Here is a 24,988-nt window from a genome sequence, read left to right on the forward strand (position 1 = left end):
TCGGACGTTGAAACCTGTCATCATAAAATAATGAAGAATAAGTACAGAATATTAAAAATTGCCGTCACCGTGATCATTCTCGGGTTTCTGCTGAGCTTCTCTCTGAAGAAATTCAGCGGCCAGAAGATTACGAACGATAAGATTTCTGTAAAAATGAGTGAGAAAACTCCGGTGTATTTTATTGATGAAAAAGACATCCGGGAAATTGTGAAGAAGGAAAACCCTTCAGGAAAAGTGGGGGCTTTGGATATTCCGGCACTGGAAAAAAAGATCAATGCGCTTCCGGCCGTAGACAGTGCCAATGTCTACTTAAACTTAAACGGGAAATTAAACCTTGATATTATACAGAGGGTTCCTGTTTTCAGGTTAAATACAAACGGCAGGGATTTTTATGTAGACGGAAAAGGAACCGAGTTCCCGATCTCAAAAACATATTCTCACCCATGCATGCTGGTGACGGGAAATGTAAAAAAAGATGAATATGAAAAAGTAGCCGAACTGGTGGAAAAAATCGATAAAGATGATTTCAGTAAAAAATATTTCATCGGCATTTCAAAAGACAACGGCAATTATAACCTTCTGACCAGTGAAGGAAATTATAAAGTAGAAATAGGAGATTTAGATCATATTGAATTTAAAGTAAAAGGGTTTAAAACATTCGTGGAAAAATACCTGGTCTTCCAGGATCCTGAAAAATACAGCATGGTGTCCGTAAAGTATCAGAACCAGATTGTTACCACCCTGAATCCTTATTTTAAAGACAATGACAGCATTTTAAAAGCAGGAAATAAAGAACTTGCAAAGAATCCGGTTATCACGCCAAAAAAAACTGAAGACAAACCGAAAACAGTTGAGGTAAAAAAACAGGCTAAAAAACCGGTTGCCGTTGCAAAAAAAGCAAAAACGGCAGTCCAGCCAAAGAAAGTTAAAAAGACAGAGAAAAAAACAACGGTTGAAAAACCGAAAAGAAAAGCAAAAGTTAAAATTGAATAATAAAGAGCGTGTAGCATACCATTAAAACAATTAGGATAATGACCTGTTACATCTTAAAAAAATAAAAAATCAAATCGGTATAAACAATGGAAAATCAAGAGTATTCAGTAGGTCTGGACATTGGAACGACAAAAATTGTCGCCATTGTCGGAAGGAGGAATGCACACGGGAAAATAGAGGTTCTCGGTGTCGGGAAGGCAAAGAGTCTTGGTGTTCACAAAGGTATTGTGAATAACATTTCGCAGACCATTAATTCAATCAAAGCGGCTGTGTCTGAAGCACAGACCAGCGCAGGAGTTCCGATCCGTAAAGTAACGGTAGGAATTGCAGGAAAACACATCCGTTCCCTGCAGCACTCCGATTATATTATGCGTGAACATCCGGATAAATTCATCACAGATGATGATATTGAAGCATTAAAAGATCAGGTAAAAAAATTGGTAATGCTTCCCGGCGAAGAGATTATCCATGTTCTCCCACAGGAGTATAAAGTAGATTCCGAAGGTGAAATTCAGGAACCGGTAGGTATGCACGGCAAACGTCTGGAAGCGAATTTCCACGTTGTTGTAGGCCAGATGGGCAGCATCAGGAACATTGCAAGATGTGTCCGTGAAGCAGGCCTTGAGATGGAAGCCCTTACCCTGGAACCCCTTGCTTCATCAGAAGCTGTCCTTACCAAAGAAGAAAAAGAAGCAGGTGTAGCCATCGTAGACATCGGTGGCGGAACTACGGATATTGCTATTTTTAAAGACAATATCATCCGTCATACCTGTGTGATCCCTTACGGCGGCGGAATTATTACAGAAGACATCAAAGAAGGCTGCTCCATTATTGAGAAACACGCAGAACAGCTGAAAGTTAAATTCGGCTCTGCAGTCCCTGAACTGGAAAAAGACAGTACTTACGTAACCATTCCCGGGCTCCACGGAAGGCCGGATAAAGAAATTTCACTGAAAACCTTAGCGCAGATTATCAATGCCAGGGTAGAGGAAATCCTGGAAATGGTGAATACGGAACTTAAAGCCTACGGCGCATTCGAACAGAAGAAAAAACTGATTGCAGGCATCGTCCTGACAGGCGGCGGTTCCAATCTGAAACACCTCAGACAACTCGCTAATTATACCACAGGTTTCGACAGCAGAATAGGTTTTGCAAATGAATACATTGCTAACGATAAAAATCAGTATCTTAAGGGCCCCGAATATGCCACTTCAATCGGACTGTTAATGGAAAGTTTGAAGATCAGAGATAAAAAGCAGAATGCCGAGCTTCAGGAAGTTATTGAAGAACAGGCGGAGACCTCATCTGAGGCTGAAACTGCAGCTGTCTCAAACGAAACACTGCAGCAGGCTTTAGAACAGGCGGAACCCGTTCTGCAACATGATCTGGTGAGCGAGCAACGGGAAAAAAGAGCGGCAAAACTGACTTTCGGCCAGTCGCTGATGGAAAAAGTAAAAAAATTCTTTGAAGAAGTAGAGTAAATTATAAATGATGAATGATAAATGAGGTATGATTTTTCGTTATCGGATATCATCAGTCAGTTATCATTATAATTATAAAAAAATATAGTTATGGAAAATTTAGGGACACAGGGGTTTTCATTTGATTTACCAAAAGGAAATTCATCAATCATAAAAGTAATCGGTGTCGGAGGCGGTGGAAATAACGCGCTGAAGCACATGTACGAAAAAGGGATCCACGGGGTGGATTTCGTTATCTGTAATACGGACGCCCAGACATTGGATAATAATCCGGTATCTAACAAAGTACAGCTGGGAACTACCATTACCGAAGGCCTTGGTGCCGGTGCAGACCCGGAAGTTGGTGAGAAATCAGCGATAGAAAGTATCGAAGAAATCAAAGCGGCTATGGGCCAGAATACCAAAATGGTGTTTATCACAGCCGGAATGGGCGGTGGTACAGGAACCGGTGCAGCTCCTGTTATTGCCAAAGTGGCAAAAGACATGGGCATTCTTACGGTGGGAATCGTAACGGTTCCCTTCAGCTTTGAAGGTAAAAGAAGACTTGAACAAGCCGAAAACGGGCTTGACAAATTAAGAAATAACGTTGATTCATTAATTGTCATCAACAACGATAAACTCAGACAGCAATTCGGAAACCTCGGCTTTAAGCAGGGATTCTCAAAAGCCGATGAAGTTTTAACCAACGCTGCCAAAGGAATGGCTGAGGTAATTACAGGATACTTTGATGTAAACATTGACTTTAGAGATGCTAAATCCGTACTTCAGAATTCAGGTACGGCATTGATGTCTACAGGTGTTGCTTCAGGTGAAAACAAAGCAGCGGAAGCAGTACGCAAAGCACTTGATTCTCCATTGTTGAATGACAATAAGATTATCGGTGCCAAAAATGTACTGTTATTGATCAGAAGCGGTGCAGAAGAAGTAACGATGGACGAAATCGGTGTAATTATGGACCACATCCAGAAAGAAGCAGGAAATACGGCCGATATTATTTTCGGGGTGGGTGCTGATGAAGAACTAGGAGATTCCGTAAGCGTACTGGTTATTGCCACCGGTTTTTCTAATGATAATAAAAAATTTTCCGGACCTACTGAGAAGATCAAGATCAGCCTGAATGATACATTTGACAGCCAGAAAGACTCACCTTTTAAAACAAGGGAACAAAGAGAGCCGAACTCCGGGCGTAACCATGATTTCGGAGGAAAAAATCTTTTCCGGTTAGATGATGAGGATAATGATACGCCGTTATTCGGTTCTTCTGCTGCTGAAAAAAAAATGATTATTGAAGAAGAGCCTAAGAAATCCGAAAACAGATACTTTGACAGTGAGGAGGATGCACCGGACAGTTTTACCAAAAGCTGGAGAAATGAGGATGAAGAACAGGAAGAGTCTTACAGCCTGTTTACTTCTTCGGATGATGAAAGCGATGACCCGAATGACCTGGAGACCCAGTCTTTCAGATTTGATTTTGATGATAAAAAAGAAGAACCTCAGTCCAATAGCCCATTCGGTAATTCCTATTCTCAGGAAAAGCCTGTTGAATTCAGCTTCTTCGTAAATGAACCGGTAAAAAAAGACCCAAAAAATGATTCGGGACAGCCAAAAGCCGAGTTCGCCTCTCACCAGGTAAACCATCTTACGGAAGAACCTCTTCAGAAAGTAGAGCATTTCTTTCAGCACTTGAAAGAAGAACCTGCAGAAGAGCCTGAAATAATAGAAAACAGCAGAGAAGCAGAGGCTCCTCAAACCGATGAAACGGCCTTCACTTTTGTGAATAAAACCGTAGATCAGGAAAGAATCATAGAACGGAGAAACAAATTAAAAGAATTTAATTCAAGATATCAGAGCTTTGACAGCTCAAGCGAATTTGAATCGGTTCCTGCTTTTAAAAGAAAGAATATTTCTATTGACGGAAACAATGCCTCTGACCAGAATATCAATACGTATCTGTCTGACAACAACGGATCAATACAGATCAGAGAAAACCGGTTTTTAAATAAAGACGTAGATTAAGATAATGTAACAATGTACCAATCTGATAATGTACCAATTCTGTACATTAAATTATTGGTAAATTGCTGCACTTTTACATTGTTAAATTATAAAAAATGAGTTTAGAAAATACCATAAGCGAAGCAATAAAAACAGCAATGAGGGCTAAAGACAGAGTTGCCCTGGATTCTCTGCGTGCCGTAAAATCCCAGATATTACTGCTTAAAACCGAAGCAAGAGGAACGGAGGTAACCGCAGAGCAGGAAATTGCCATTTTACAGCGAATGGTGAAACAGCGTAAAGATTCTTATGATCAGTTTACGGCTCAGGGAAGAAATGACCTTGCGGAAGTGGAAGATGCACAGATGAAGGTTATTGAGCAGTTTTTGCCTAAGCAGCTCTCTTCAGAAGAGCTGGAAGCAGAAATGAAGGCTATTATTGCCGAAGCCGGTGCTGAATCTGTAAAAGACCTGGGCAAGGTAATGGGAATCGCATCAAAATCCCTGGCCGGAAAATCGGATGGCAAAAGCATTTCCGAAATGGCGAAGAAACTGCTTTCATAAATTTATACCTTACCTCTATACTAAGGATATTCAACCTTTGCATATCGATTTGATTAAGAAGCCCGCAACTGAAAGTTGCGGGCTTCTGTTTTAGATTACTGATTACAGATGACCTTATCTATTCTGAAGAATTTAAGGCCACATACAGGTTGAGGGATAAGTGTAAATGTTTTTTCATAGTATTTTGTCTTCAGAATCATTTCAAATTTAATAATTATTTTTAAATATTAACAAATTTAATTCACATAAAATTGAATATAGACTACATATCGGCATTTAATCTATTTCATTTAACAAAAATACCGATAGTTTTTATATATTGATGAAAAGTAAAGAATTGCGTAAATTTGTAACTGATTAAAAACAAAAAATATGTATCCAATAGATTTAGTAATGCCTATGAAGGCTGAACTTACAGATAAAGGTTTTGAGGACCTTACAAACCCGGCTCAGGTAGAAGAGGCTATCAAACAGTCCGGAACTACCCTTTTGGTGATCAATTCCGTATGCGGATGTGCTGCAGGAGCGGCAAGACCAGGCGTAGTATACTCTTTAACCGGAGATAAAAAGCCGGATCATTTAACCACTGTTTTTGCAGGTTTTGATACTGAGGCTGTATCTGAAGCCAGAAAACACCTGGCTCCGTTCCCTCCAAGCTCACCTTGTGTAGCGCTTTTCAAAGACGGGGAACTGGTTCATATGCTGGAAAGACACCATATTGAAGGAAATCCTGCAGGCGCCATTGCCGCAAACCTTCAGGCTGCTTATGACGAATATTGCTAAGAAATTATCAATCTGAAATAATGAACCGTTACAAAAAAATGTAACGGTTTTTTTATTTTTTTGCGATAAAAATTCTATAAAAAATCAAATAGTATTATATTTGTTGGAATGGCAACGAAAGCACTTTTCAATACTGTGGTTAACTGGTTTATCCGCCAACGGATAGATCAGATCCAGAATTTTATGGATCATCCCATCGAGACACAGAAAGGCATTCTGTTTTCTCAGCTTTTTCATGCGGAAGATACGGAATACGGCAGGAAATACGGCTTCAACTCTATTTCAAGCTATCAGGACTTTAAAAGCAAAGTTCCTGTAGTCACGTATGAAGAAATGGAGCCTTTCATTGAAAAAGCCAGGCAGGGGCAGAAAGACGTCAGCTGGCCGGGTTATATAAAACATTTCGCCAAATCTTCCGGTACTACCAATGCAAAAAGCAAATTTATCCCGATTTCCACGGAAAGCCTGGAATATTGTCACATGAAAGCCGGAAAAGATATGGTGTCCATCTATGCCAATAACCATCCGGAAAACCAGCTTTTCAACTATAAGAACCTGCGATTAGGGGGAAGTTCTGAGCTGTATGCTGATTTTAACACCAAATTCGGCGACCTTTCGGCTATTCTGATAGATAACCTCCCGTTTTGGGTAGAAGTGACGACCATACCTAGCAAAAAGGTTTCGTTGATGGGCGAATGGGAAAGCAAGCTGAAAGCGATTATCTCTGAAGTGAAGAATGAAGATGTGGGAAGCATCCTGGGGGTTCCGAGCTGGATGATGGTCCTGTTGCAACGGGTGATAAAAGAAACCGACATCAACAATATCTCTGAACTGTGGCCGAATCTTGAAGTATTTTTTCACGGCGGGATCAGCTTTAAGCCTTACAAGGAACAGTACAGACAGATCATCGGGAAACCGATTAATTACTATGAAATCTATAATGCTTCCGAAGGCTTTTTCGGGATCCAGGACCGTTCTGACAGTGATGAAATGCTTCTGATGCTGGATTACGGGATCTTTTACGAGTTTATTCCGATGGACCAGTTCCATTTGTCAGATCCGAAAGTGGTAAACCTGGAAGACGTGGAAACCGGAAAAAATTATGCCATGGTCATCACCACCAACGGCGGATTATGGAGATACCTGATCGGGGATACCGTTATATTTACCTCAATAAACCCTTTCAGAATAAAGATTACCGGGAGAACGAAACATTATATCAATGCTTTCGGCGAAGAACTAATGATTACCAATGTAGAATCGGCTCTTACCAAAGCCTGTGAAGAGACAAAAGCATCCGTCTCTGACTTTACGGGAGCTCCTGTTTTCATGAAAGACAATGAAGGCGGCGCCCATGAATGGATTTTTGAATTCTGCAAAGAGCCGGATAACCTGGAACTTTTTATTGATGTATTCGACAATCATCTTAAGTCCATCAATTCGGATTATGAAGCGAAGCGTTACAATGATATGACACTGAAAAGGCCTATCGTCCATATTGCAAAAGAAAATTTATTCTACCGGTGGCTTGAAGCCAAAGGCAAACTCGGCGGACAGAATAAAGTACCCCGTTTAAGCAACGACAGGAAATATATAGATCCTTTGCTGGAACTGAATAAATAGAAATAAATAAAAAAACCGCAGATGATCTGCGGTTTTTACTTATCTGTTTAAATCCTCTTTCAGCTTTCTTGCGCCTTCCTCTACTTTGGAAGCTCCTTTTGCAGCGGCATCCTTTACATCATTGCCTACTTCTTTGGCACCCTGCTTAATATCCTGTCCGGCCTTATGCAGGTCTGCTTTGGTTTTATCTGCCGTAGCATCAATCTTATCCTTTGCATTTTCTGCAACGCGGTCTATTTTCCTGTCAGCTTCGTCAATTTTAGCCTCTGCATTTTCTGTGGTCTGGTTGATCTTTGCCGTGTCAATGCCTAATGCATTCTCAGAAACTGTAGTCGTAGTGGTTACGGTACCATCCGGGTTTTCAACTTTCTCCGTGGTGCTTGATTTTGTGCATGATACAACTGCTGCCGCAATTATCAATGCTGATAAAATGTTTTTTTTCATACGTATTTATAATTTTAAAATGTAATTGTATAAATTATGGTTAATCTGTCTTTGGTTCATTCGCGGCAGACGCTTCAGGTGATTTTTTCACTTTTTCACCATCCGCTTTTTTCTTCTCCTCATCTGCTTTATTCTTATTTTCTTTTTCAAGCTCTTCCTTCATCCTGTTCTCCTGCTCCTGAAGTTTTATCGCTTCTTTTACAGAATCCCGGTATTTCTGAGAAGACATCCTGATCTGGCGCACGATATCTACAGAAGTGGCACCGTTTGAAAAGGAGTCTACCGCTGCCGTATCATAGGCCGGTTTCGGGCTGTCTGCAGGATAAAGGTCTACCGGCTCTTTTTTAGAACATGAAACCGCTGCAACTGAAAAAATAAAGGCTGCAAAAGATAAATTTTTCATGAGACTAATTTAACAGAAATTCTGCAATTACAGGATAATGATCTGACAACTTAACGGAATTATCTACTTTGTAACTTAACGGAATAATTGATTTTGAGCTGAAAATATAATCAATCCTGAGCGGAACCTTATAATCATGGAAGCTGGAAGAACTTCCGTTCCCTGCAACCAGAAAGGCATCCTGAAGATCCTTACCCAGGTTATAATATTCATAGGAATTCGGTACCGAATTAAAATCACCGGCTAAAATCACCGGATACGGGGACAGGTCTACTGCCTTTCTTATTTTTTTTATCTGGTCTTCATGTGCTTTGAAAGTGGGTGTCATATGAGAAAGCAGCGTATTGATCTTTCCGCCCTCTTTTTCTACATCGTCAAATTTAAACATTGATTTCTGCAGCCTGAAAGGCTCAAGATAAACGTTAATAATCCGCACAATCTTTCCGTTGATATCAACATCCGCATAAAAGGAATTTCCGCGGGATTTGTCTGTAATCAGTTCTTCCTGTCTGATAATCTTATGCTTGGTCTTCAGAATAACAGACGGATATTTAACCATATCATCCCTCAGTGCACGGTTGGTATCTTTTTCCTGGACCAGTATAATGTCCGCATCCTGATCACTGATGTACTTTTTCACTTTCTCCCATCCGAAGTCACCGTATTTTACATTGAAAGTAATAACTTTTATATCTCTGACGGATTTTAAATTTTCAGTTTTCGGGGTAAAATTGATCCAGCGCCGGATCGGGTTATAAAACAAAAGCGTTCCTAATAAAAAAGCAATGGCTATTTTCTCCTTTTTAACAACCCAGATTAAGGTTAATATAATATACAGGGAAATTAAATAGGGAAAGCCTAATGACAGGAAATTGAGATACCCTACAAAATTGGGCGGCACCCATGCATTTCCCAAGGTACTCAGGAGTAAAACAGCAACAGTAATGTGCGAGAATAACAGAATCTGACGGAACTTCATTATGATAGTAAAGGTACCATCTTTTTTATCAAAAAACCGACCAACCCAAAAAGTTTAACGATTTTTTATAATTACTTCTGCAGCCTGAAAGTCGCAATTACAGGAAAATGATCTGAAATTCTGATAGAGCGGTCTACTTTATAACTAACAGGCTGTATTGATTTTGACGCAAATACATAATCAATCCTGATCGGGAATTTATAATCGTGAAAACTTGTGGCACTTCCCCTTCCCGCCTCCATAAATGCATCTTTCAGGTCTTTTGATAAATGATAGTATTCATAGGAATTGGGTACTGCATTAAAATCGCCGGCTATAATAACAGGATAAGGCGAACTTTCCACTGATTTTCTGATGGCCGCGACTTCTTCCTGATGAATCTTAAAAGTAGGGATTAATCTTTTGACTATATTTTTTATTTTCTCCTCGTCCTGGGCATTATTTCCATCAAGCTTTACCATGCTTTTTTCAAACTTAAAAGGATGAAGGTACACATTGATAAAACGGTAAATTTTCCCCCGGATTTTGATATCCGTCTGTGTTACATAAGAGTCAATATACTCTGAATCTATCAGTTTTTGATCTATAATTTCATGTTTTGTAAACACTGCTGAAGCAGTATGCACATTACCCTTTATATATCCGGGAAAATATATCTTATCACCAAAATCTTCCTGTAAAAGCAGGACATCGGCATTATGGGAATTTAAATATTCCTTAATATTCTGTTCTCCTGCTGTTTTCCCTCCTTTTGTGTTGAAGGAAACAATTTTTAAATCTGCGGGGTCATTCTTCGCAGGTGTGTAATTAACCCACCGTATGGAAGCATTAAAAAACAGAAGCCCTGAAAAAATGAATACAAAAGCCCTTTTTTTCCAGCAGAAAATCCAAAACAGGGTTAACGCAATATATACAGTCATTAAGACGGGAAATCCTAAAGAGAGCAGGTTGAACCACGGTGAAATCTTCGGCGGAATATAAGCGTTCAATAACATTCCGGCCAGAAGAAAGAAAATTCCTATGTGTAAGATCAGGAGTATAAGGCGAATAATTTTCACAAAGTTCTAGTTAAGTCTGTATAAGTGCTTTTTCCAAATCATAGCAAGGATGAATCCTACCAGAGCTCCGCCCACGTGGGCAAGGTGTGCAATGCCTCCTGAATTCCCGGAAACCCCCAGCCAGATTGAACCCAGTATGATAACGGGCAACACATATTTTACTTTCATCGGTATCGGAATAAACATGATCCCTATTTTTGCATCAGGATAAAGCGTGGCAAAGGCAGCAACTACCCCAAAAATAGCACCCGAAGCACCCACCATTGGCGTCCCCATTATACCGTTCAGGTTTTCTACCAAACCTTTCTGCTGGATAACAGAGTCTGATGTCCCTGAAAAATGAACACTTGCACCGGAAAGATATCCGTTTATATCAAATCCTAACTGCTGCAGTTCACCGGATATTTGCTGCACTTCGATAAAATTCCATAAATTAAATAAGAAAAATGCTCCCAAACCACTTAAGAAGTAAAGTATCAGATAGCGCTTCTGTCCTAAATTCTGCTCTAAAACAGGCCCAAAGCTGAACAGGGTAAACATGTTAAACAGAATATGCATAAAACTTCCGTGCATAAACATATGGGTAATAATCTGCCATGATTTAAAGAACGGTGAAAAGGGATAAAATGCAGCCAGATAAGCAGTAAATTTATCCTGAAATATTAAATTGGCTACAATGAATATAATAACATTGATGATAATTATATTTTTCGTAATCGGTGGTATACTGTTGAACATGTTTGCTAAAATTTATTTTTAAAATCATTAAAAGGTACTTCAAAGAAACATCTTTTTCCGTTCGGTAAAAATTCCGGGAAGCCGAGTGCCGTAAAATCCTTAATCAGCTGTTCTGCGTCTTTTTTGTAGATAAAATCAAACCTGGATTTCGACTGCATTTTATTCCACTGGTTCTGGTAGAAATGCAGGAATTCTTCTTCCGTTTTATATTCCAGGATTTCAAAAAGATCTTCAAGGAACTTCATGACCTGGGTTTCTTTCAGTCCCTCCGGTACCGCATCAATCCTCATGACATTTTCATGCGCAATGCTGGTTTCAAACCCTAATTCGGGAAGGTACTTTTTGATGGATTTATATTTACTCTTCTCAATCTCATTCATATGGTATTCCAAAGAGAATAATAAGGAATGGCTGTTGGTCGTCCCCTTTCTCAATGGTTTTGAATGTTCGGAAACCACCAGCCTGTGCATTCTTCCCAGGTCCAGCATCAGGGTTCTGTCGCCTTTATTGAAAAGCCAGTAACCATTGGGCAGCCTCATCAGGTCTTCATCAAAATCCTCATCTTCAAAAAGGTTGATTTTGGAAGGTTCTGCAGCAATATTCTGATGGTACATATCTGCCAGATTCTGAATTTCCGACTGCCTCATCCCTCTTTCTTCCAGAAACGGATTATAGTCTTTGTCTACAATAATTTCAGGCATCTTTACAAAACCGCCGCCACCGTTGCTTTTGCTTGGAAAAGTCTTCTGCAGGATTTCCTCCAGCTGAGGGTCTTTTTCAAAATCAAGACTCGGTGCTACGTTGTAAATCCCCAGGGACCTTTTGATGGTTGAGCGCAGCAGCGCAAAAATCAGGTGCTCGTCTTCAAACTTGACTTCTGTTTTCTGCGGATGGATATTTACGTCAATCTTTTCAGGATCAAGTTCCAGGAAAAGGAAAAATGTCGGAATATATCCCGGTAACAGCAGCCCTTCAAAAGCATCCTGTACGGCCTTGTTAAAATAAGAACTTTTAAAATACCTGCCATTGACAAAAAGGAACTGTTCGCCCCTGGTTTTTTTGGCACCTTCCGGTTTGGCAACAAATCCGTGGAGTTTACACCACAAAATATCTTCTTTAATGGGAATCAGCTGCGGCTGCAGTTTTCTTCCGAAAATATCGACAATCCGCTGCATCTGGCTGCCCTTTCTTAACCTGAATACGGCTTCGTCATCATGGAACAGGGAGAATTCCAGGTTTTCGTGAGCTAATGCCACACGCTGAAATTCGTCAATAACATGCCTGAATTCAATATTGTTATTTTTAAGGAATTTTCTTCTGGCCGGGACGTTATAAAATAAGTTCTTAACTAAAAAATTAGACCCGTCAGCCGTCTGAACCGGATCCTGAAACTGGAAAACACCGCCTTCTATGTAAATATTGGTTCCGATGGCAGCCTCTTTCCGCTTTGTTCTTAATTCCACCTGCGAAACAGCAGCAATAGAAGCCAGAGCCTCACCACGGAATCCTTTGGTAGAAATTTTAAAGATATCCTCCGTCCCTCTTATTTTGGAAGTGGCGTGCCTTTCAAATGCCATCCTGGCATCCGTTTCAGACATGCCCGTGCCGTCATCCACCACCTGAATCAGGTTTTTCCCCGCATCTCTTATGATCAGCTCAATTTTTGTAGAGTCTGCATCAATTGCATTTTCCAAAAGTTCTTTTACAATGGATGCCGGCCTCTGCACCACTTCCCCTGCTGCAATCTGGTTGGCTACATGATCCGGTAAAAGTTGAATAATATCTGACATAAAAATCGTAAATCAACTTACAAAAATAGGCATTCAGAATAAGAATTAAAATAATAACCCCCTTAATTAAAATTTAATTATCAACATATCAACAACCTAGCCGTAAAACAGCTTATACAGAGCATTATTGTAAACCCGTACTTCTAAAAAACACAATCCCCTGATTGCATTACACAATTAGAGGATTGATTCACAGCTAGTTTACACAAATTAATACTGATATTTTATCTTTTTTATTTATTTTATCTTTCAGAAGCAGAAGCATATAAAACTCAGATACTCACATTTAATCTTCAAATATAAGGGTCCGCTTTTTCTCCCGCCTCTCCTTAACCTGAGGCTTAACCTCCGGAATGCCGTGGATTTTGTCATACAGATACGCTATTGCATTCGGCTTGTTATAAATCTTGCTGTATCTGTACCGGGTTTTGAAATGCCTGATGTGAATCTTATAAGCATCATACCCAATAACCACTAACAGACACAGACTGATGATATAGAAAACCCTGAATTCCAGATAAAAATATGTCAACCCCGAAAACACAGCTCCTATCACATACGCCAGCATAATACTCAGCAACAGCTTAGCTCTTGCCACCAGCTCACCGTTTTTCCTGAACTTCTTCTGGGTAAACATAGAGAACAGGATACCCAAATCAGTAGTGGTACCGGTAAGGTGGGTTGTTTTTACTGAAAAGTTGGAGATGCTTGCCGTTAAGCCGTTCTGAAGGCCTGTTGCAAACAACATTAAAGCAACCAGATATTCTGTTTCTTCCAGCGTTTTCCGGTAATAAAACTGACCGTAAATCCCTACAAGCAAAAGACACATAATTTCCAGAACCAAAGGCATCGAATGCGCAAAATATTTACTTTTTTTATTGAACGTAATCACGATAAAATTAGACACGAACCCTCCGAAGAAAAACAGGAAGATCCATAACCCCACCACAGCGACCTGCGACCAGTTTCCTTTGCTGATCTCTGCTGCAAAAATGGCATAATGGCCCGTTACGTTAGATGTGAAGGAGAGAAAGATCAACAGGGAAGCAATATTTATAGTGCCTGCTGTAAAAGCGGTCAGCGTCCCCAGTCTGATGTTGTCTCCCAACGTCCTGCTGTTACTATAATTCCTTAGCATTTTTCAATTTTTTATACGTTCTACATTAGGCTTCTGCAAAAATCTCTGCCAGCCTTCCTTTTTCCGGAAGACTTTTCTGAGGCGCTACAGCAATTTCATAAGACTCAAGGTCTTTGCATTTCTTAATATAAGGAATCAGGTCAAATTTTCCTTTTCCTTTACTTTTAACAGAGGGAGAATAATAGGCCTCACTGATATCTTCCGCTTTCACATAGTTGTTGAAAGTCCGCTGAAAGCTTCCCGTGAAAACATCACAGACGATTTTATTGATCAGCTGAGGATATTTATTTTTAATAATCCCATAGGCATCACCAAACTCCTTTGGCATAAGCTTATTAAAAATTGTACTTTTTGTATTAAACAGAAGATCCCTGATAGAATCTCCGGTATCGTATCCTGAAACCAAAAGAATATTGTATTGATTTTCATCTTCCGAGGCATGCTTCTCTTTCATTACTTTCTTTAAAATATTCAAAGACTCAAGAGAATAATCTGTGGCTATTAAAATCGTTTTAGTCATATTATTGAGATTTAGGTTCTACATTATCTTTTTCGATGATACAAAATTAGAACGGTAAGATTAGAACCCCTTTGGAACGGAATTAAAATATGATTAAAGAGATTAAAATGAGATTAGAATTCATTAAAATAGGACCCTTCTAAAAAGATTCCGATGAGGATAAGTGAAAAAATCAGAAAAATAATGTAACAAAAGGATGAGACTGCTAACTAATTATTCAAACATCAGAAAAACAATGAAAAACCTATTTTCAATATTCTTTATCACTCTTTTTGCTTTTGCAGGTGCGCAGGACAAAGATTCCAAAGAAACAGCCAACCGTTTTTTCTATGAGCTGACCTTTAAGCCTAAGAAAGATTCTGCCAAACTCGAAAAAGTAATGGCCGTACTTGACATTGTTAAAGACAGATCCGTATACCGGGATTATACAGCGGTCGGACAGGATTCAATTATCAAGGTACAGGTTGAGGCCATGCAGAAAGCAGGTACCTTTAAAGATCTTTCGAAATCTATTAAAATGCCCAAGTTTTCAGAAAAAATTGTAAAGCATTATCCGGATATGAAATTACAGTACATCGAGAGAATAGCAAGCGGATTCACCCCGATGAATATCGGATACAACGAAACTGTTAAATTCGACTGGAAGATTTCCAATGAAAAAGAAAAAGTAGGAACCTACAATGCGCAGAAAGCTACTGCTGAGTTCGGAGGGAGAAAATGGACGGCATGGTTCAGTACAGATCTTCCTTTTCAGGATGGGCCTTATAAATTCTCAGGACTTCCGGGACTTATCGTAAAAATTGAAGATGAAGGTAAAAATTATTCATGGGTTCTTCAGGGAAACAGGAAAATACCAAACTGGGATGAACTGACGTATGCCGAAAAAATTTCTAATGTAGGCTTAAAGGTAACTGAAATGCCAAGAGAGAAATTTGAGAAAACATTCAATGATTTCAAAAAAGACCCTTTTGCAACCATAAGACCGATGATGAACAGCGAAATGATGTCAAAGACAATCCCGGGAATGGATGGAACGATCGGCGACATGATGAAAAAACAGGAAAAAATGTACAAAGATTTCTTTAACTTAAATGATAACCCGATTGAACCGCCTTACGAAAAACTGAAAGTAGGGACAGTGGAAAAGGTAGGAAAAGTGAAAGAATAAAGCAGGCACATTCATATTTAACTATATTTTAATCAACCCAAATGAAACGTTTCATTTGGGTTGATTTCTTTCATGCATTCTTGTTATTTAGATTAAATTTAAATAGCGTATATTTGCAGACACAAAATTTTGGCTTTGAAAGAGAACGGTTTACATAAGTTGAGCGGATTTCCCAAAAACAGAATGGGAAAAATTCTGGGGTATGATAATGACAGCCTTGCCATGCCGAATAAGATTATTGAAATGGGGCTTCTTCCGGAAACGTCATTCAGGATTTTATATCAGGCACCTTTCAGCGGACCGATGTATGTAGAGTTCGGAAATGAAAAAAGCCGCATTGCTCTCCGCGAAGAAGAGGGCGATTTTATCATTGTTGAAGAATTGAATTAATGCAAGAAATTCAGAGAAAACAGGTTCTTTTAGTCGGGAATCCCAATGTAGGAAAGTCAACGGTATTCAACGCACTTTGCAATAAGAAGCAGAAAACCGGAAACTACGCCGGGGTTACCGTGGCCAGCCATTCAGGCTATTATACCTACAAAAATGAAGAGGTTGAGGTTGTGGATTTACCGGGATCATACAGTATATATCCGAGTTCTGAAGATGAAGCGATCTTTTCTAAATTTGTTATCGACCACCAGCAGGATTATGCAGGGGTTATCTATATTCTTGAGGCCCTGAGCTTAAAAAGAGGGCTTTTGTTATTCCAGCAGATCCAGGATCTGGGAGTTCCGATGATTCTGGTGGTTAATCAGGTTGATCAGGCGGAGAAAAGAGGCATTACCATTGATGTTGAGAAGTTTTCGGAAGCTTTAGGAATAAAAATTATCCGCACCAATGCCAAAGAGCAGATTGGCATTAATGATATCAAAGAAGCTGTTTTGCACAATACTTTTGTGAAGGCCGAAAAACAGACTTTCGAAACGCCAAACGAACATAAAGATTTTATTCATAAAGTGGCTGCCCATAAAGGTATTGACAATGAATATAAAGCCTGGCTGAGTTTATCTTTGGGAACAGATCTGGGGAAAATCAGCTCTGTTGTGGAACAGCTTAACGAGCCGGATTCAAAAAGCCTGGTCCCGAAAAGGCTGCAGGTTCAGGAAACGGTAAGAAGGTATCAGCATGCAGACACCATTTTATCAGACGTTATTTCTAAAAAGCCTCAGTTCAAAGAGCTGCTGACAGAAAAATTAGACCGGGTTTTAGTCCATAAATTCTGGGGATACGTGGTTTTCATGATGATTTTATTAGTCATTTTCCAGAGTGTTTTCTTTCTGGCAGAATACCCGATGAACTGGATCGATTCCCTTTTTGCATGGCTGTCAGCTTTTACAGGCGAGCACCTGCCGGAAGGTCCCATTAATTCACTGATATCCAAAGGAATTGTTCCGGGAATAGGAGGAATTGTGATTTTCGCTCCGCAGATCGGGATTTTATTATATTTCCTGTATCTATTAGAAGATTCCGGATATATGGCGAGAGTGGTCTTCTTAATGGACCGGATTCTCCGCCCTTTCGGATTAAACGGAAAAAGTATTGTGCCGCTGGTTTCAGGAACAGCATGTGCTATCCCGGCTGTGATTTCCACCCGGAATATTGAAAATTTGAAAGAACGGTTACTGACTATTTTGGTAACGCCTTTCATGACGTGTTCCGCAAGGCTTCCGGTATACAGTATTATCATCGGACTCATTATTTCAGACGACACGGTGTTAGGAATAAAGTACAAGGCTTTGGTACTGATGGGGATGTATCTGCTGGGCTTTATTGTAGCATTGCTTTCTGCGGCTGTCCTTAATAAATTCATCAAAAATAAAGGCAAGACCTATCTGGTGATGGATCTGCCTACCTATAAAAAGCCGCTTTTTGCCTATGATTTAAAAATGGTATTGGGAAAAGTCTGGGACTTTATTACCGGAGCTGGAAAAATAATTTTCATTGTCAGCATCATTATCTGGTTCTTAAGTTATTTCGGCCCTAAACAGAGTTCAGACCAATGGGTAGCCACCAATGTTGAGCTTGACCATTCTTATCTGGCCAAGATGGGCAGAGGAATAGAACCGGTAATTTCTCCCCTCGGTTACGACTGGAAAATGGGAGTGGGAATACTGACCAGTTTTGTAGCGAGAGAAGTTTTCGTAGGGACCATGTCTACCTTATACAGCCTGGAAGATGATGCCCCGGAAATAAAGGTAATTGATAAAATGAGACGCGATGTAAAACCGAACGGCGAGAAAGTCTTCAGTTTTGCAACAGGTGTTTCCGTACTCTTGTTTTACGCATTTGCAATGCAGTGTATTTCTACACTTGCAGTAGTCTACAGAGAAACCAAAAGCTGGAAATGGACCGCTTTTCAGGTAGCGATGATGACAGGTTTGGCCTACTTTGTGTCGATGTTAGCATACCAGATATTAAAATAATGGATTCTTCACTGATCTTACAATACATACTCGTTCTTCTTATTGTTGCATTTGCCTGTTATGCGCTGTTTAAAGTACTCAGGAAAAATTTTGCACCGAAGAAATTCAGCTCCAAAAGAACAAACTGCGACAAAGACTGCGGATGTTCATAGAAAAATAACATTCCTGTGGAAAACTAAACATTTCTGAGATTCATTTTTTACTTATTTTTGTGGGATAAAACACAATCACAATGAAAAAGGAATTAATAGAACTGCTTTTTCTGAAATTTGAAAATGCCTCACATCTATACAATGATATTGAATGCTGGAGTGCAAGAGATCTACAGGAAATTTTGAATTATACAAAATGGGATAACTTTTTAAAGGTTATTGAAAAAGCTAAAAAGGCTTGTGAAAATGTAGGTGAAGATGTGCAAAACCATTTTGCCGACATCGGGAAAATGGTGTTACTGGGCAGCGGATCAGAAAGAGAAATCCCGGATATAGCTTTAACTCGTTATGGTTGTTATCTTATTGCTCAAAACGGGGATTCATCAAAATCAGAAATAGCTTTTGCACAGACTTATTTTGCGGTCCAGACAAGAAAGCAGGAAATTATTGAAAAAAGGCTGCTGGATGTTGCAAGGGTAACCGCAAGAGACAGGCTCTCTAAAACAGAGAAAAGACTTTCAGGGATTATCTATGAAAGAGGGGTTGACGAAAAAAGTTTTTCAGTAATCCGTTCGAAAGGCGACCAGGCTTTATTTGGCGGCTTTACGACAAATGACATGAAGAAGAGAATGGGTATTCCCCAGACCAGGCCTCTTGCAGACTTTCTTCCTACTTTAACAATTAAAGCTAAAGATTTTGCAACCGAATTAACCGGCCATAATGTTGTTGAAAAAGATTTGAATGGTGACATACAAATTACCAACGAACATATTGAAAATAATTTGGCAGTAAGAAAAATGCTTGGAGAACGAGGAATAAAACCTGAAAACCTTCCTGCATTGGAAGATGTTAAAAAAGTCCAGCGCCAACTGGAAAATGATGAAAAGAAAATTTTAAAACAAACTAAGAAAAAATAGGATGTCACTAATAAAAAGTATTTCAGGAATCCGGGGAACCATCGGCGGTGCCGTAAATGATAACCTTACGCCGCTGGATGTGGTAAAATTTGCTTCGGCATTCGGGACCTGGCTTCAGAACAATAAAAATAAAAAAGACCTTACCCTCGTTATAGGAAGGGACGCCAGAATCTCAGGACAGATGGTTTCTTCCCTGGTAACGGCAACCCTGCAGGGTCTTGGAATCAACGTTATCGACTTGGGTCTTTCCACAACCCCGACGGTTGAGATCATGGTGCCGGAATTGAATGCAGACGGCGGGATTATCCTTACCGCTTCACACAATCCAAAACAATGGAATGCCCTGAAGCTGTTAAACGATAAAGGAGAATTTATTACCGGAGAAAACGGGGCCGAAGTGCTTGCTCTGGCCGAAAGTGAAGACTTTAATTATGCTGAAGTTGATGATCTGGGGACTTACGAAACCAGGAATGATGCTTTTGACATCCATATTCAGCAGATCCTTGCACTGCCGATGGTAGATGCGGAAGCCATTAAAGCCAAAAAATTCAAAGTGGTTCTGGATGCCGTAAATTCTACGGGAGGCATTGCCATCCCGATGCTGCTGGATACACTAGGCTGTGAAACCGTAAAATTATACTGTGAACCTAACGGGCAGTTTCCGCATAACCCTGAGCCGTTAAAGGAACATTTGGGGGATATCTGTGAACTGGTAAAGAAAGAAAATGCAGACCTGGGCGTAGTGGTAGATCCGGATGTTGACAGGCTCGCACTGATTGATGAAAAAGGTGAAATGTTCGGGGAAGAATACACGTTGGTTGCCGTTGCAGATTATTTGCTGAAGAGTAAAAACGGTGTGGCGGTTTCTAACCTTTCCTCCAGCCGGGCTCTGAGAGACGTAGCTAAGACCCATCATTCTGAGTATTTTGCCAGTGCCGTGGGAGAAGTGAATGTGGTTACCTTAATGAAAGAGAAAAATGCAGTGATCGGCGGAGAAGGAAACGGCGGGATTATCTACCCTGACCTGCACTACGGAAGAGATTCACTGGTAGGAATTGCTTTGTTTTTAACACATCTGGCAAAGGAAAACAAAACGGTTTCTGAAATGAGAGCAGGCTACCCAAGTTATTTCATGGGTAAAAAGAAAATTGAACTGACTCCGGAGATTAATGTGGATGACCTTTTAACAAAAATGGAAAAAGCGTATCAAAATGAAGAGGTCTCTACGGTAGACGGCGTAAAAATAGATTTTGAAAACAATTGGGTCCATCTTAGAAAGTCTAATACAGAACCGATTATCAGAATTTATACAGAGGCTAAATCTCAAGAGGAAGCCGACCGGTTAGGTGATGAAATGATAGCTAAAATCAATAGTCTGATTTAATAAATATTAACATCCTTTTCATCGTTTTAATCGTATTTATTATTAAATTTAGTACTAAGATTTTCAGAACCGAGTATTTGTATATCTCATATCTCAAGTCTTAAATCTTAAAACTGTTTTATATTGGAAGAATATTTTGGAAATGAACTTGTAAAAAAGTTCGAGGAAATGATGGAAAATAATGATGAATTCTACTTTGATACAGAAGAGTTAGAAGACATTATTGTTTACTATCTGGAGCTGGGAGACTTCAATTATGCCGATACGGCAGTGAATTACGGTCTGAAGCTCCACCCCAATTCTTTAGATATCAAGATCAAAAAACTTGAAATTCTTCTGGAATGGGAAGATTATAATACGGCGAAGGAGCTGATCAGCGAGCTGAAAGGTTCTTCTATGGAAAACACAGACTTTCTGGTTTGCTACGCAAAGTATTATTCGAATTTAGGAAATCCCAGAAAAGCCATAGACATCTGTAAAAAAGCCCTGGAACTGAAAGAAGAAGAAAACTTCCTTCATAATTTCATTGCAGATGAATATGTAAATCTCGGAGACCCTTTTAACGCTCTTAAACATTACAGGAAAGCCCTTTCAGAAGATCCTACCGATGATTATTCGCTGGAGAACTGTATGATCTGCTTTTCGGACCTGAATAAGAACGATGAGGCAATTGCCTTTCTTAATGAATACCTGGACGAATATGCTTATTCCGAAGTTGCCTGGTTTGAGTACGGACAGTTCTATTTCAACAGAAAAAATTACGAAGAAGCCATTAAGGGGTATGATTACCTGTTGGCCATCAATTCAAGTTCCGTTGGAGTGTATGCAAATAAAGCAGCCTGTTACGAAGCATTAGGGCAGTATAAAAAAGCCATTGAAGTGTATGAGGAAATGCTGGAGCTGGAATATACCAAAGCCTTTACATTTTATAAAATCGGGCTTTGTTATAAAGCTTTAAAACAGCCTATCATAGCTTTGAATGCATTCCAGAAATCATTGAGGGAAGATCCTCAGTTTTACCTGGCCATGATGGAGCAGTCTTACCTGTATGAAGAAATGGGCGGCATGACGGAAGCTTTACATTTTGCCAAAGAAGCAACCCACCTGAATGAGGGCAATCTGGATTACCAGAAAAGACTGGCCTTTTTATTTATTGATTCCGGGAAGTTTGAAGAAAGTCTTTCCTGCCTTAAAAAGCTGGTGGAGGCTGAGCCTACACGGTTTTATAACTGGTATGCCTACTCTGAGGTACTGATGCTTTTGGGAGAGTACGAAGAAGCGATTATTTTACTGAATAAAGCCGTAAAGGCGCATCACAGGGCAGAATTGTTTTACCAATTAAGCAACTGTTACCTTAACCTCAAAGATCAGGAAAAAGGCAAAGAATCATTGCTTAAAGCTTTGGAACTGGATCCTTCACTTGTATCTGATATGCAGAAGAAATATCCTTTTATCAGGGATGAAGTGAAGAAAGTAAAGGCAAAGGCGAAAAAGAAAAACTCAGAAGGTTAGAATAATAAAAGCCTGAAGTAAACATTACATTCAGGCTGATCTATTATCTTATCTTTAATAAAGAAAACAATCCTGCAGAAGGCTGCAGGATTGTTTTTATTTATATTTTTGACACTTTCTGTCGAGACATTCAAATTTTTATTTACGTTTATATATAGAAGGTGTAATAATTATAAAACTTGATAAAAACTAGTCCCATCGATTGACTTCTTATCTGCTTTTTATACCTGATTTAGCCCTCAGAAAGACCAGTCCGGCAATAATAACCGCCGTTCCCACAAACTGCAGAACAGACAGCTTCTCACCATCCAGAATACCCCAGGCAATGGCAACAACCGGCATCAGTAAAGTAACGGTTGAGGCAAACAGAGGCGAAGATACTTTCAGAAGCCTGTAGTTCATCATCATGGCCAGTCCGGTCCCGAAAACGGACAACAGGCTAACGAACATCAGTCCGATCATCGTATCCCGGTTAAAGCTGAATGTGGAAAAGAATCCGGTAGACGTCAAAGCAAATAGTGAAGGTAAAAACAGAACAAAAGCAAATACGAAAGCCGATAAAACCGTAGAAGAAACCTCCATTAATTTAGATTTTACGGTTGTTGTACTGATGGCATAACATAAAGTAGCCGTTAACAGCAAAAGAATCGGAATTAATTTAAAAGATCCGCCCTCACCGTCACCTCCGAAAGCCAGCAGGCAAACTCCGGTAAAACTGATCAGGGTACCCAGAATCTGCTGTTTTGTGGTTTCAAATTTCCAGATCAGAGCACCTACGACAATCACGAAAATCGGCATCATGGAATTGATGATTCCGGCAATGCTGCTGCTTACTTCGGTTTCCGCAATCGGAAACAGGAACATCGGAATAAAATTTCCTGTAAATGCTGCCAGCAGCAGCCATTTCAGATGTTTTTTAGGAAATAGCTTATATTTTGAAACGGCAACCGGCATTAATATAATCCCGGCAATCAGCACCCTCAATGCACCAACCTGATAAGGATTGAAATGCTCCAGTGATTTTTTAATCAAAATAAATGATGATCCCCAGATCAGGCTCAGGACAATCAGAAGAACCCATTTTTCTTTATCAGCGTTCATTGTTTCGGTGTAAAATTTTCAGAAATTCCCTTTTGGGAATCATCTTAGCGCCGAGGCTTTCCAGATGATCGGTGTGCGACTGGCAGTCGATAAGCTCCAGGTCATTTTTATGTGTTTCAACAAAATGGATAAACCCTGCTTTTGAGGCATTGCTTACTTTGGCAAACATACTTTCCCCACAAAACATATTCCCGATCTGCAGTCCGTAAAATCCGCCTACCAATTCATCATTCTGCCAAACTTCGACGCTTTTTGCCAGTCCGTATTTGTGAAGCTGAATAAAGGATTCCATCAGCCCGTCAGACAGCCAGGTTCCCTCCTGCCCCTTCCTGCTGATTTCCTGACAGTTTTTAATCACTTCTGTAAAATTCCGGTTTTCCGAAAATGTAAAATCACCCCGGTTAAGGATTTTCCGCATTGACTTCGAAACCTTTAATTCCGCAGGAACCAGGACGAATCTCGGATCAGGGCACCACCAGAGAATTTCCTCCCCGGGATTGTACCAGGGGAAAATACCCAATTGATAAGCAAACCAGATCCGTTCTACCGACAGGTCTCCGCCGAAAGCAATAATCCCTTCATGACCGTCATAAAGTTCAGGATCGGGAAATGAAATCTCGTTGTTGTCCAGCCGAACCATTTTCAGGAAAAAAAATCCCACTTAGAAAGCAGGATTTATATGTAAGTGTTGTTTTAATTAAAAAGGCAAATCATCATCGTCATCACCCGCGAAAGGGTTTTCGTTGGATGCAGAAGATGCAGACTGGGAAGGTGCTGCCTGGGTAGGCTCAGAAGCATTATCGGAAACCTTTTCTACTCTCCACCCGGTAATCGAGTTGAAATATTTTGTTTCACCCTGAGGAGAAACCCATTCTCTTCCTCTGATGTTGATTCCTACTTTTACATTTTCACCTTCTTTCAGATTATCCAATAAACTGATCTTATCAGATAAAAATTCTATGTTTATCGGCTGCGGATACTGCTCCTGCGTAAGGATAACCATTTCTCTTTTTTGGAAACCGCTCGCAAATGTCTGAGCATCAAAAAGTTTCTTTACCGTTCCTTGTAATTCCATATCATATTAATTAACGGTGTAAAAGTAAGAAAATGAAATGTAAAATAAAGGGTCGGAAATAAAAAATGTAACTTTTTTAATTTTTTTTACTGAAAATTTTGGAAGTAAAGGAAAATGTCCTATATTTGCACTCACAAAAACGAAGCAAGCTCTTTAAAATACGACTTCAAAAAAAACAACGCGGATGTGGTGTAATTGGTAGCCACGCCAGACTTAGGATCTGGTGCCGAGAGGCGTGGGGGTTCGAGTCCCTTCATCCGCACTGTATGCGAAAATAGCTCAGCTGGTAGAGCACAACCTTGCCAAGGTTGGGGTCGCGGGTTCGAGTCCCGTTTTTCGCTCCACGCCATGCCCTGGTGGTGGAACTGGTAGACACGCAGGACTTAAAATCCTGTGTCCGTAAGGACGTACGGGTTCAAGTCCCGTCTGGGGTACACAAAAAGACTGTTAATCATTGATTAACAGTCTTTTTTGTTTTAAAAGGTGGTCAAAAGGGTGGCTTTTTTAATTTTCTTATGATATTGTAGCTAACGATATTTTCCAAATTATTAATACTAATTAGCATTTATTACAAAGGTTTTCTTTCCATAAAGAATAAATATTTACCTTAAATTGTATAATATAAATGCAAGTAGAATTTATTTCATTTTTTACGGTAATCCATAATAGGAGAAAATTGAATGTAACTATATTTGTAATGCATATATTAATCTTTAAAATGTATATTTCGAACTATGGATGAAAATTT

The 24,988-nt window shown here is 39.7% G+C and carries 24 protein-coding genes and 3 tRNA genes; 16 read left to right on the plus strand and 11 right to left on the minus strand.

The window, feature by feature from the left end; genetic code table 11:
- Positions 1–30 precede the first annotated feature (30 nt).
- From ASE55_RS11940 to ASE55_RS11965, 6 genes are all read left to right on the plus strand, one after another.
- Positions 31–993, plus strand: coding sequence for a cell division protein FtsQ/DivIB (locus ASE55_RS11940; protein ID WP_056219740.1), 963 nt, complete (start codon positions 31–33; stop codon positions 991–993).
- Between the two features lie 86 nt (positions 994–1,079).
- Positions 1,080–2,474 carry a cell division protein FtsA gene (gene ftsA / locus ASE55_RS11945; protein ID WP_056219743.1) on the plus strand — a complete coding sequence of 465 codons (1,395 nt, stop codon included), beginning with the start codon at positions 1,080–1,082 and terminating at the stop codon, positions 2,472–2,474.
- Positions 2,475–2,564: 90 nt separating this feature from the next.
- Positions 2,565–4,490, plus strand: coding sequence for a cell division protein FtsZ (gene ftsZ / locus ASE55_RS11950; RefSeq protein WP_056219745.1), 1,926 nt, complete (start codon positions 2,565–2,567; stop codon positions 4,488–4,490).
- A 95-nt stretch (positions 4,491–4,585) separates the two neighbouring features.
- A complete protein-coding gene (locus tag ASE55_RS11955; RefSeq protein WP_056219747.1) occupies positions 4,586–5,032 on the plus strand; it encodes a GatB/YqeY domain-containing protein in 447 nt (148 codons plus the stop codon).
- A 372-nt stretch (positions 5,033–5,404) separates the two neighbouring features.
- On the plus strand, positions 5,405–5,815 hold the full coding sequence (locus ASE55_RS11960; RefSeq protein ID WP_056219750.1) for a BrxA/BrxB family bacilliredoxin: 411 nt from the start codon (positions 5,405–5,407) through the stop codon (positions 5,813–5,815).
- Positions 5,816–5,923: 108 nt separating this feature from the next.
- On the plus strand, positions 5,924–7,438 hold the full coding sequence (locus ASE55_RS11965; RefSeq protein WP_056219753.1) for a GH3 auxin-responsive promoter family protein: 1,515 nt from the start codon (positions 5,924–5,926) through the stop codon (positions 7,436–7,438).
- A 39-nt stretch (positions 7,439–7,477) separates the two neighbouring features.
- On the opposite strand, the gene ASE55_RS11970 is transcribed toward ASE55_RS11965, so the two are convergent.
- The 8 genes from ASE55_RS11970 to ASE55_RS12005 form a co-directional block, all read right to left on the minus strand.
- Positions 7,478–7,882 carry a hypothetical protein gene (locus tag ASE55_RS11970; protein ID WP_056219755.1) on the minus strand — a complete coding sequence of 135 codons (405 nt, stop codon included), beginning with the start codon at positions 7,880–7,882 and terminating at the stop codon, positions 7,478–7,480.
- Between the two features lie 40 nt (positions 7,883–7,922).
- Entirely contained in the window at positions 7,923–8,285 is a 363-nt protein-coding gene (locus ASE55_RS11975) for a hypothetical protein (RefSeq protein WP_056219758.1), read from the minus strand.
- Positions 8,286–8,289: 4 nt separating this feature from the next.
- Positions 8,290–9,264: an endonuclease/exonuclease/phosphatase family protein gene (locus tag ASE55_RS11980; RefSeq protein ID WP_056219760.1), complete on the minus strand. Its 975-nt coding sequence runs from the start codon at positions 9,262–9,264 to the stop codon at positions 8,290–8,292.
- Between the two features lie 71 nt (positions 9,265–9,335).
- A complete protein-coding gene (locus tag ASE55_RS11985; RefSeq protein ID WP_056219764.1) occupies positions 9,336–10,322 on the minus strand; it encodes an endonuclease/exonuclease/phosphatase family protein in 987 nt (328 codons plus the stop codon).
- Between the two features lie 6 nt (positions 10,323–10,328).
- The gene (locus ASE55_RS11990) at positions 10,329–11,060 is read right to left on the minus strand and encodes a rhomboid family intramembrane serine protease (RefSeq protein WP_056219767.1); all 732 of its coding nucleotides are present in this window, start codon (positions 11,058–11,060) and stop codon (positions 10,329–10,331) included.
- Positions 11,061–11,065: 5 nt separating this feature from the next.
- Positions 11,066–12,850: a DNA mismatch repair endonuclease MutL gene (gene mutL / locus ASE55_RS11995; RefSeq protein ID WP_056219770.1), complete on the minus strand. Its 1,785-nt coding sequence runs from the start codon at positions 12,848–12,850 to the stop codon at positions 11,066–11,068.
- Positions 12,851–13,136: 286 nt separating this feature from the next.
- The gene (locus ASE55_RS12000; RefSeq protein ID WP_056219773.1) at positions 13,137–13,988 is read right to left on the minus strand and encodes a YoaK family protein; all 852 of its coding nucleotides are present in this window, start codon (positions 13,986–13,988) and stop codon (positions 13,137–13,139) included.
- A gap of 25 nt (positions 13,989–14,013) precedes the next feature.
- Positions 14,014–14,508, minus strand: coding sequence for a hypothetical protein (locus tag ASE55_RS12005; protein ID WP_056219776.1), 495 nt, complete (start codon positions 14,506–14,508; stop codon positions 14,014–14,016).
- A gap of 235 nt (positions 14,509–14,743) precedes the next feature.
- Between ASE55_RS12005 and ASE55_RS12010 the strand changes: the two genes are divergently transcribed.
- The 7 genes from ASE55_RS12010 (at position 14,744) to ASE55_RS12035 (ending at position 22,064) form a co-directional block, all read left to right on the plus strand.
- Positions 14,744–15,676, plus strand: a complete 933-nt coding sequence (locus ASE55_RS12010; RefSeq protein ID WP_128414561.1) for a GLPGLI family protein — start codon at positions 14,744–14,746, stop codon at positions 15,674–15,676.
- A gap of 135 nt (positions 15,677–15,811) precedes the next feature.
- A complete protein-coding gene (locus ASE55_RS12015) occupies positions 15,812–16,066 on the plus strand; it encodes a ferrous iron transport protein A (protein ID WP_082474503.1) in 255 nt (84 codons plus the stop codon).
- Positions 16,066–18,099 carry a ferrous iron transport protein B gene (gene feoB / locus ASE55_RS12020; protein ID WP_056219778.1) on the plus strand — a complete coding sequence of 678 codons (2,034 nt, stop codon included), beginning with the start codon at positions 16,066–16,068 and terminating at the stop codon, positions 18,097–18,099. Before ASE55_RS12015 ends, feoB begins: the two co-directional genes overlap by 1 nt.
- Positions 18,099–18,251, plus strand: coding sequence for a hypothetical protein (locus ASE55_RS20490; protein WP_185116292.1), 153 nt, complete (start codon positions 18,099–18,101; stop codon positions 18,249–18,251). The genes feoB and ASE55_RS20490 overlap by 1 nt, the downstream gene beginning before the upstream one ends.
- 80 nt (positions 18,252–18,331) lie before the next feature.
- Complete coding sequence (gene dinD, locus ASE55_RS12025; RefSeq protein WP_056219780.1) at positions 18,332–19,168, plus strand: DNA damage-inducible protein D; 837 nt, start codon at positions 18,332–18,334, stop codon at positions 19,166–19,168.
- 1 nt (position 19,169) lies between these two features.
- Positions 19,170–20,552, plus strand: coding sequence for a phosphoglucosamine mutase (glmM, locus tag ASE55_RS12030; RefSeq protein ID WP_056219783.1), 1,383 nt, complete (start codon positions 19,170–19,172; stop codon positions 20,550–20,552).
- A 123-nt stretch (positions 20,553–20,675) separates the two neighbouring features.
- Complete coding sequence (locus tag ASE55_RS12035) at positions 20,676–22,064, plus strand: tetratricopeptide repeat protein (RefSeq protein ID WP_056219786.1); 1,389 nt, start codon at positions 20,676–20,678, stop codon at positions 22,062–22,064.
- Positions 22,065–22,274: 210 nt separating this feature from the next.
- Here the strand turns inward: ASE55_RS12035 and ASE55_RS12040 are convergent, their stop codons facing one another.
- Genes ASE55_RS12040 through ASE55_RS12050 form a run of 3 tightly spaced genes read right to left on the minus strand, consistent with a single transcriptional unit; the run spans position 22,275 to position 24,240 of the window.
- Complete coding sequence (locus ASE55_RS12040) at positions 22,275–23,165, minus strand: DMT family transporter (RefSeq protein ID WP_056219789.1); 891 nt, start codon at positions 23,163–23,165, stop codon at positions 22,275–22,277.
- Positions 23,155–23,805 carry a leucyl/phenylalanyl-tRNA--protein transferase gene (gene aat, locus ASE55_RS12045; RefSeq protein ID WP_056219792.1) on the minus strand — a complete coding sequence of 217 codons (651 nt, stop codon included), beginning with the start codon at positions 23,803–23,805 and terminating at the stop codon, positions 23,155–23,157. The genes ASE55_RS12040 and aat overlap by 11 nt, the downstream gene beginning before the upstream one ends.
- 57 nt (positions 23,806–23,862) lie before the next feature.
- Positions 23,863–24,240 carry a DUF3127 domain-containing protein gene (locus ASE55_RS12050; protein ID WP_056219794.1) on the minus strand — a complete coding sequence of 126 codons (378 nt, stop codon included), beginning with the start codon at positions 24,238–24,240 and terminating at the stop codon, positions 23,863–23,865.
- A gap of 180 nt (positions 24,241–24,420) precedes the next feature.
- On the opposite strand from ASE55_RS12050, the gene ASE55_RS12055 reads away from it, so the two are divergent.
- The 3 genes from ASE55_RS12055 to ASE55_RS12065 all read left to right on the plus strand — a co-directional run bounded on the left by ASE55_RS12055 (position 24,421) and on the right by ASE55_RS12065 (position 24,674).
- Positions 24,421–24,502: transfer RNA gene (locus tag ASE55_RS12055), tRNA-Leu, on the plus strand.
- A gap of 6 nt (positions 24,503–24,508) precedes the next feature.
- Positions 24,509–24,584 (plus strand) — tRNA-Gly (locus ASE55_RS12060).
- A gap of 6 nt (positions 24,585–24,590) precedes the next feature.
- Positions 24,591–24,674: transfer RNA gene (locus ASE55_RS12065), tRNA-Leu, on the plus strand.
- Positions 24,675–24,988: the final 314 nt, after the last annotated feature.

This window comes from Chryseobacterium sp. Leaf201, from assembly GCF_001421435.1.
GTDB lineage: Bacteria > Bacteroidota > Bacteroidia > Flavobacteriales > Weeksellaceae > Chryseobacterium.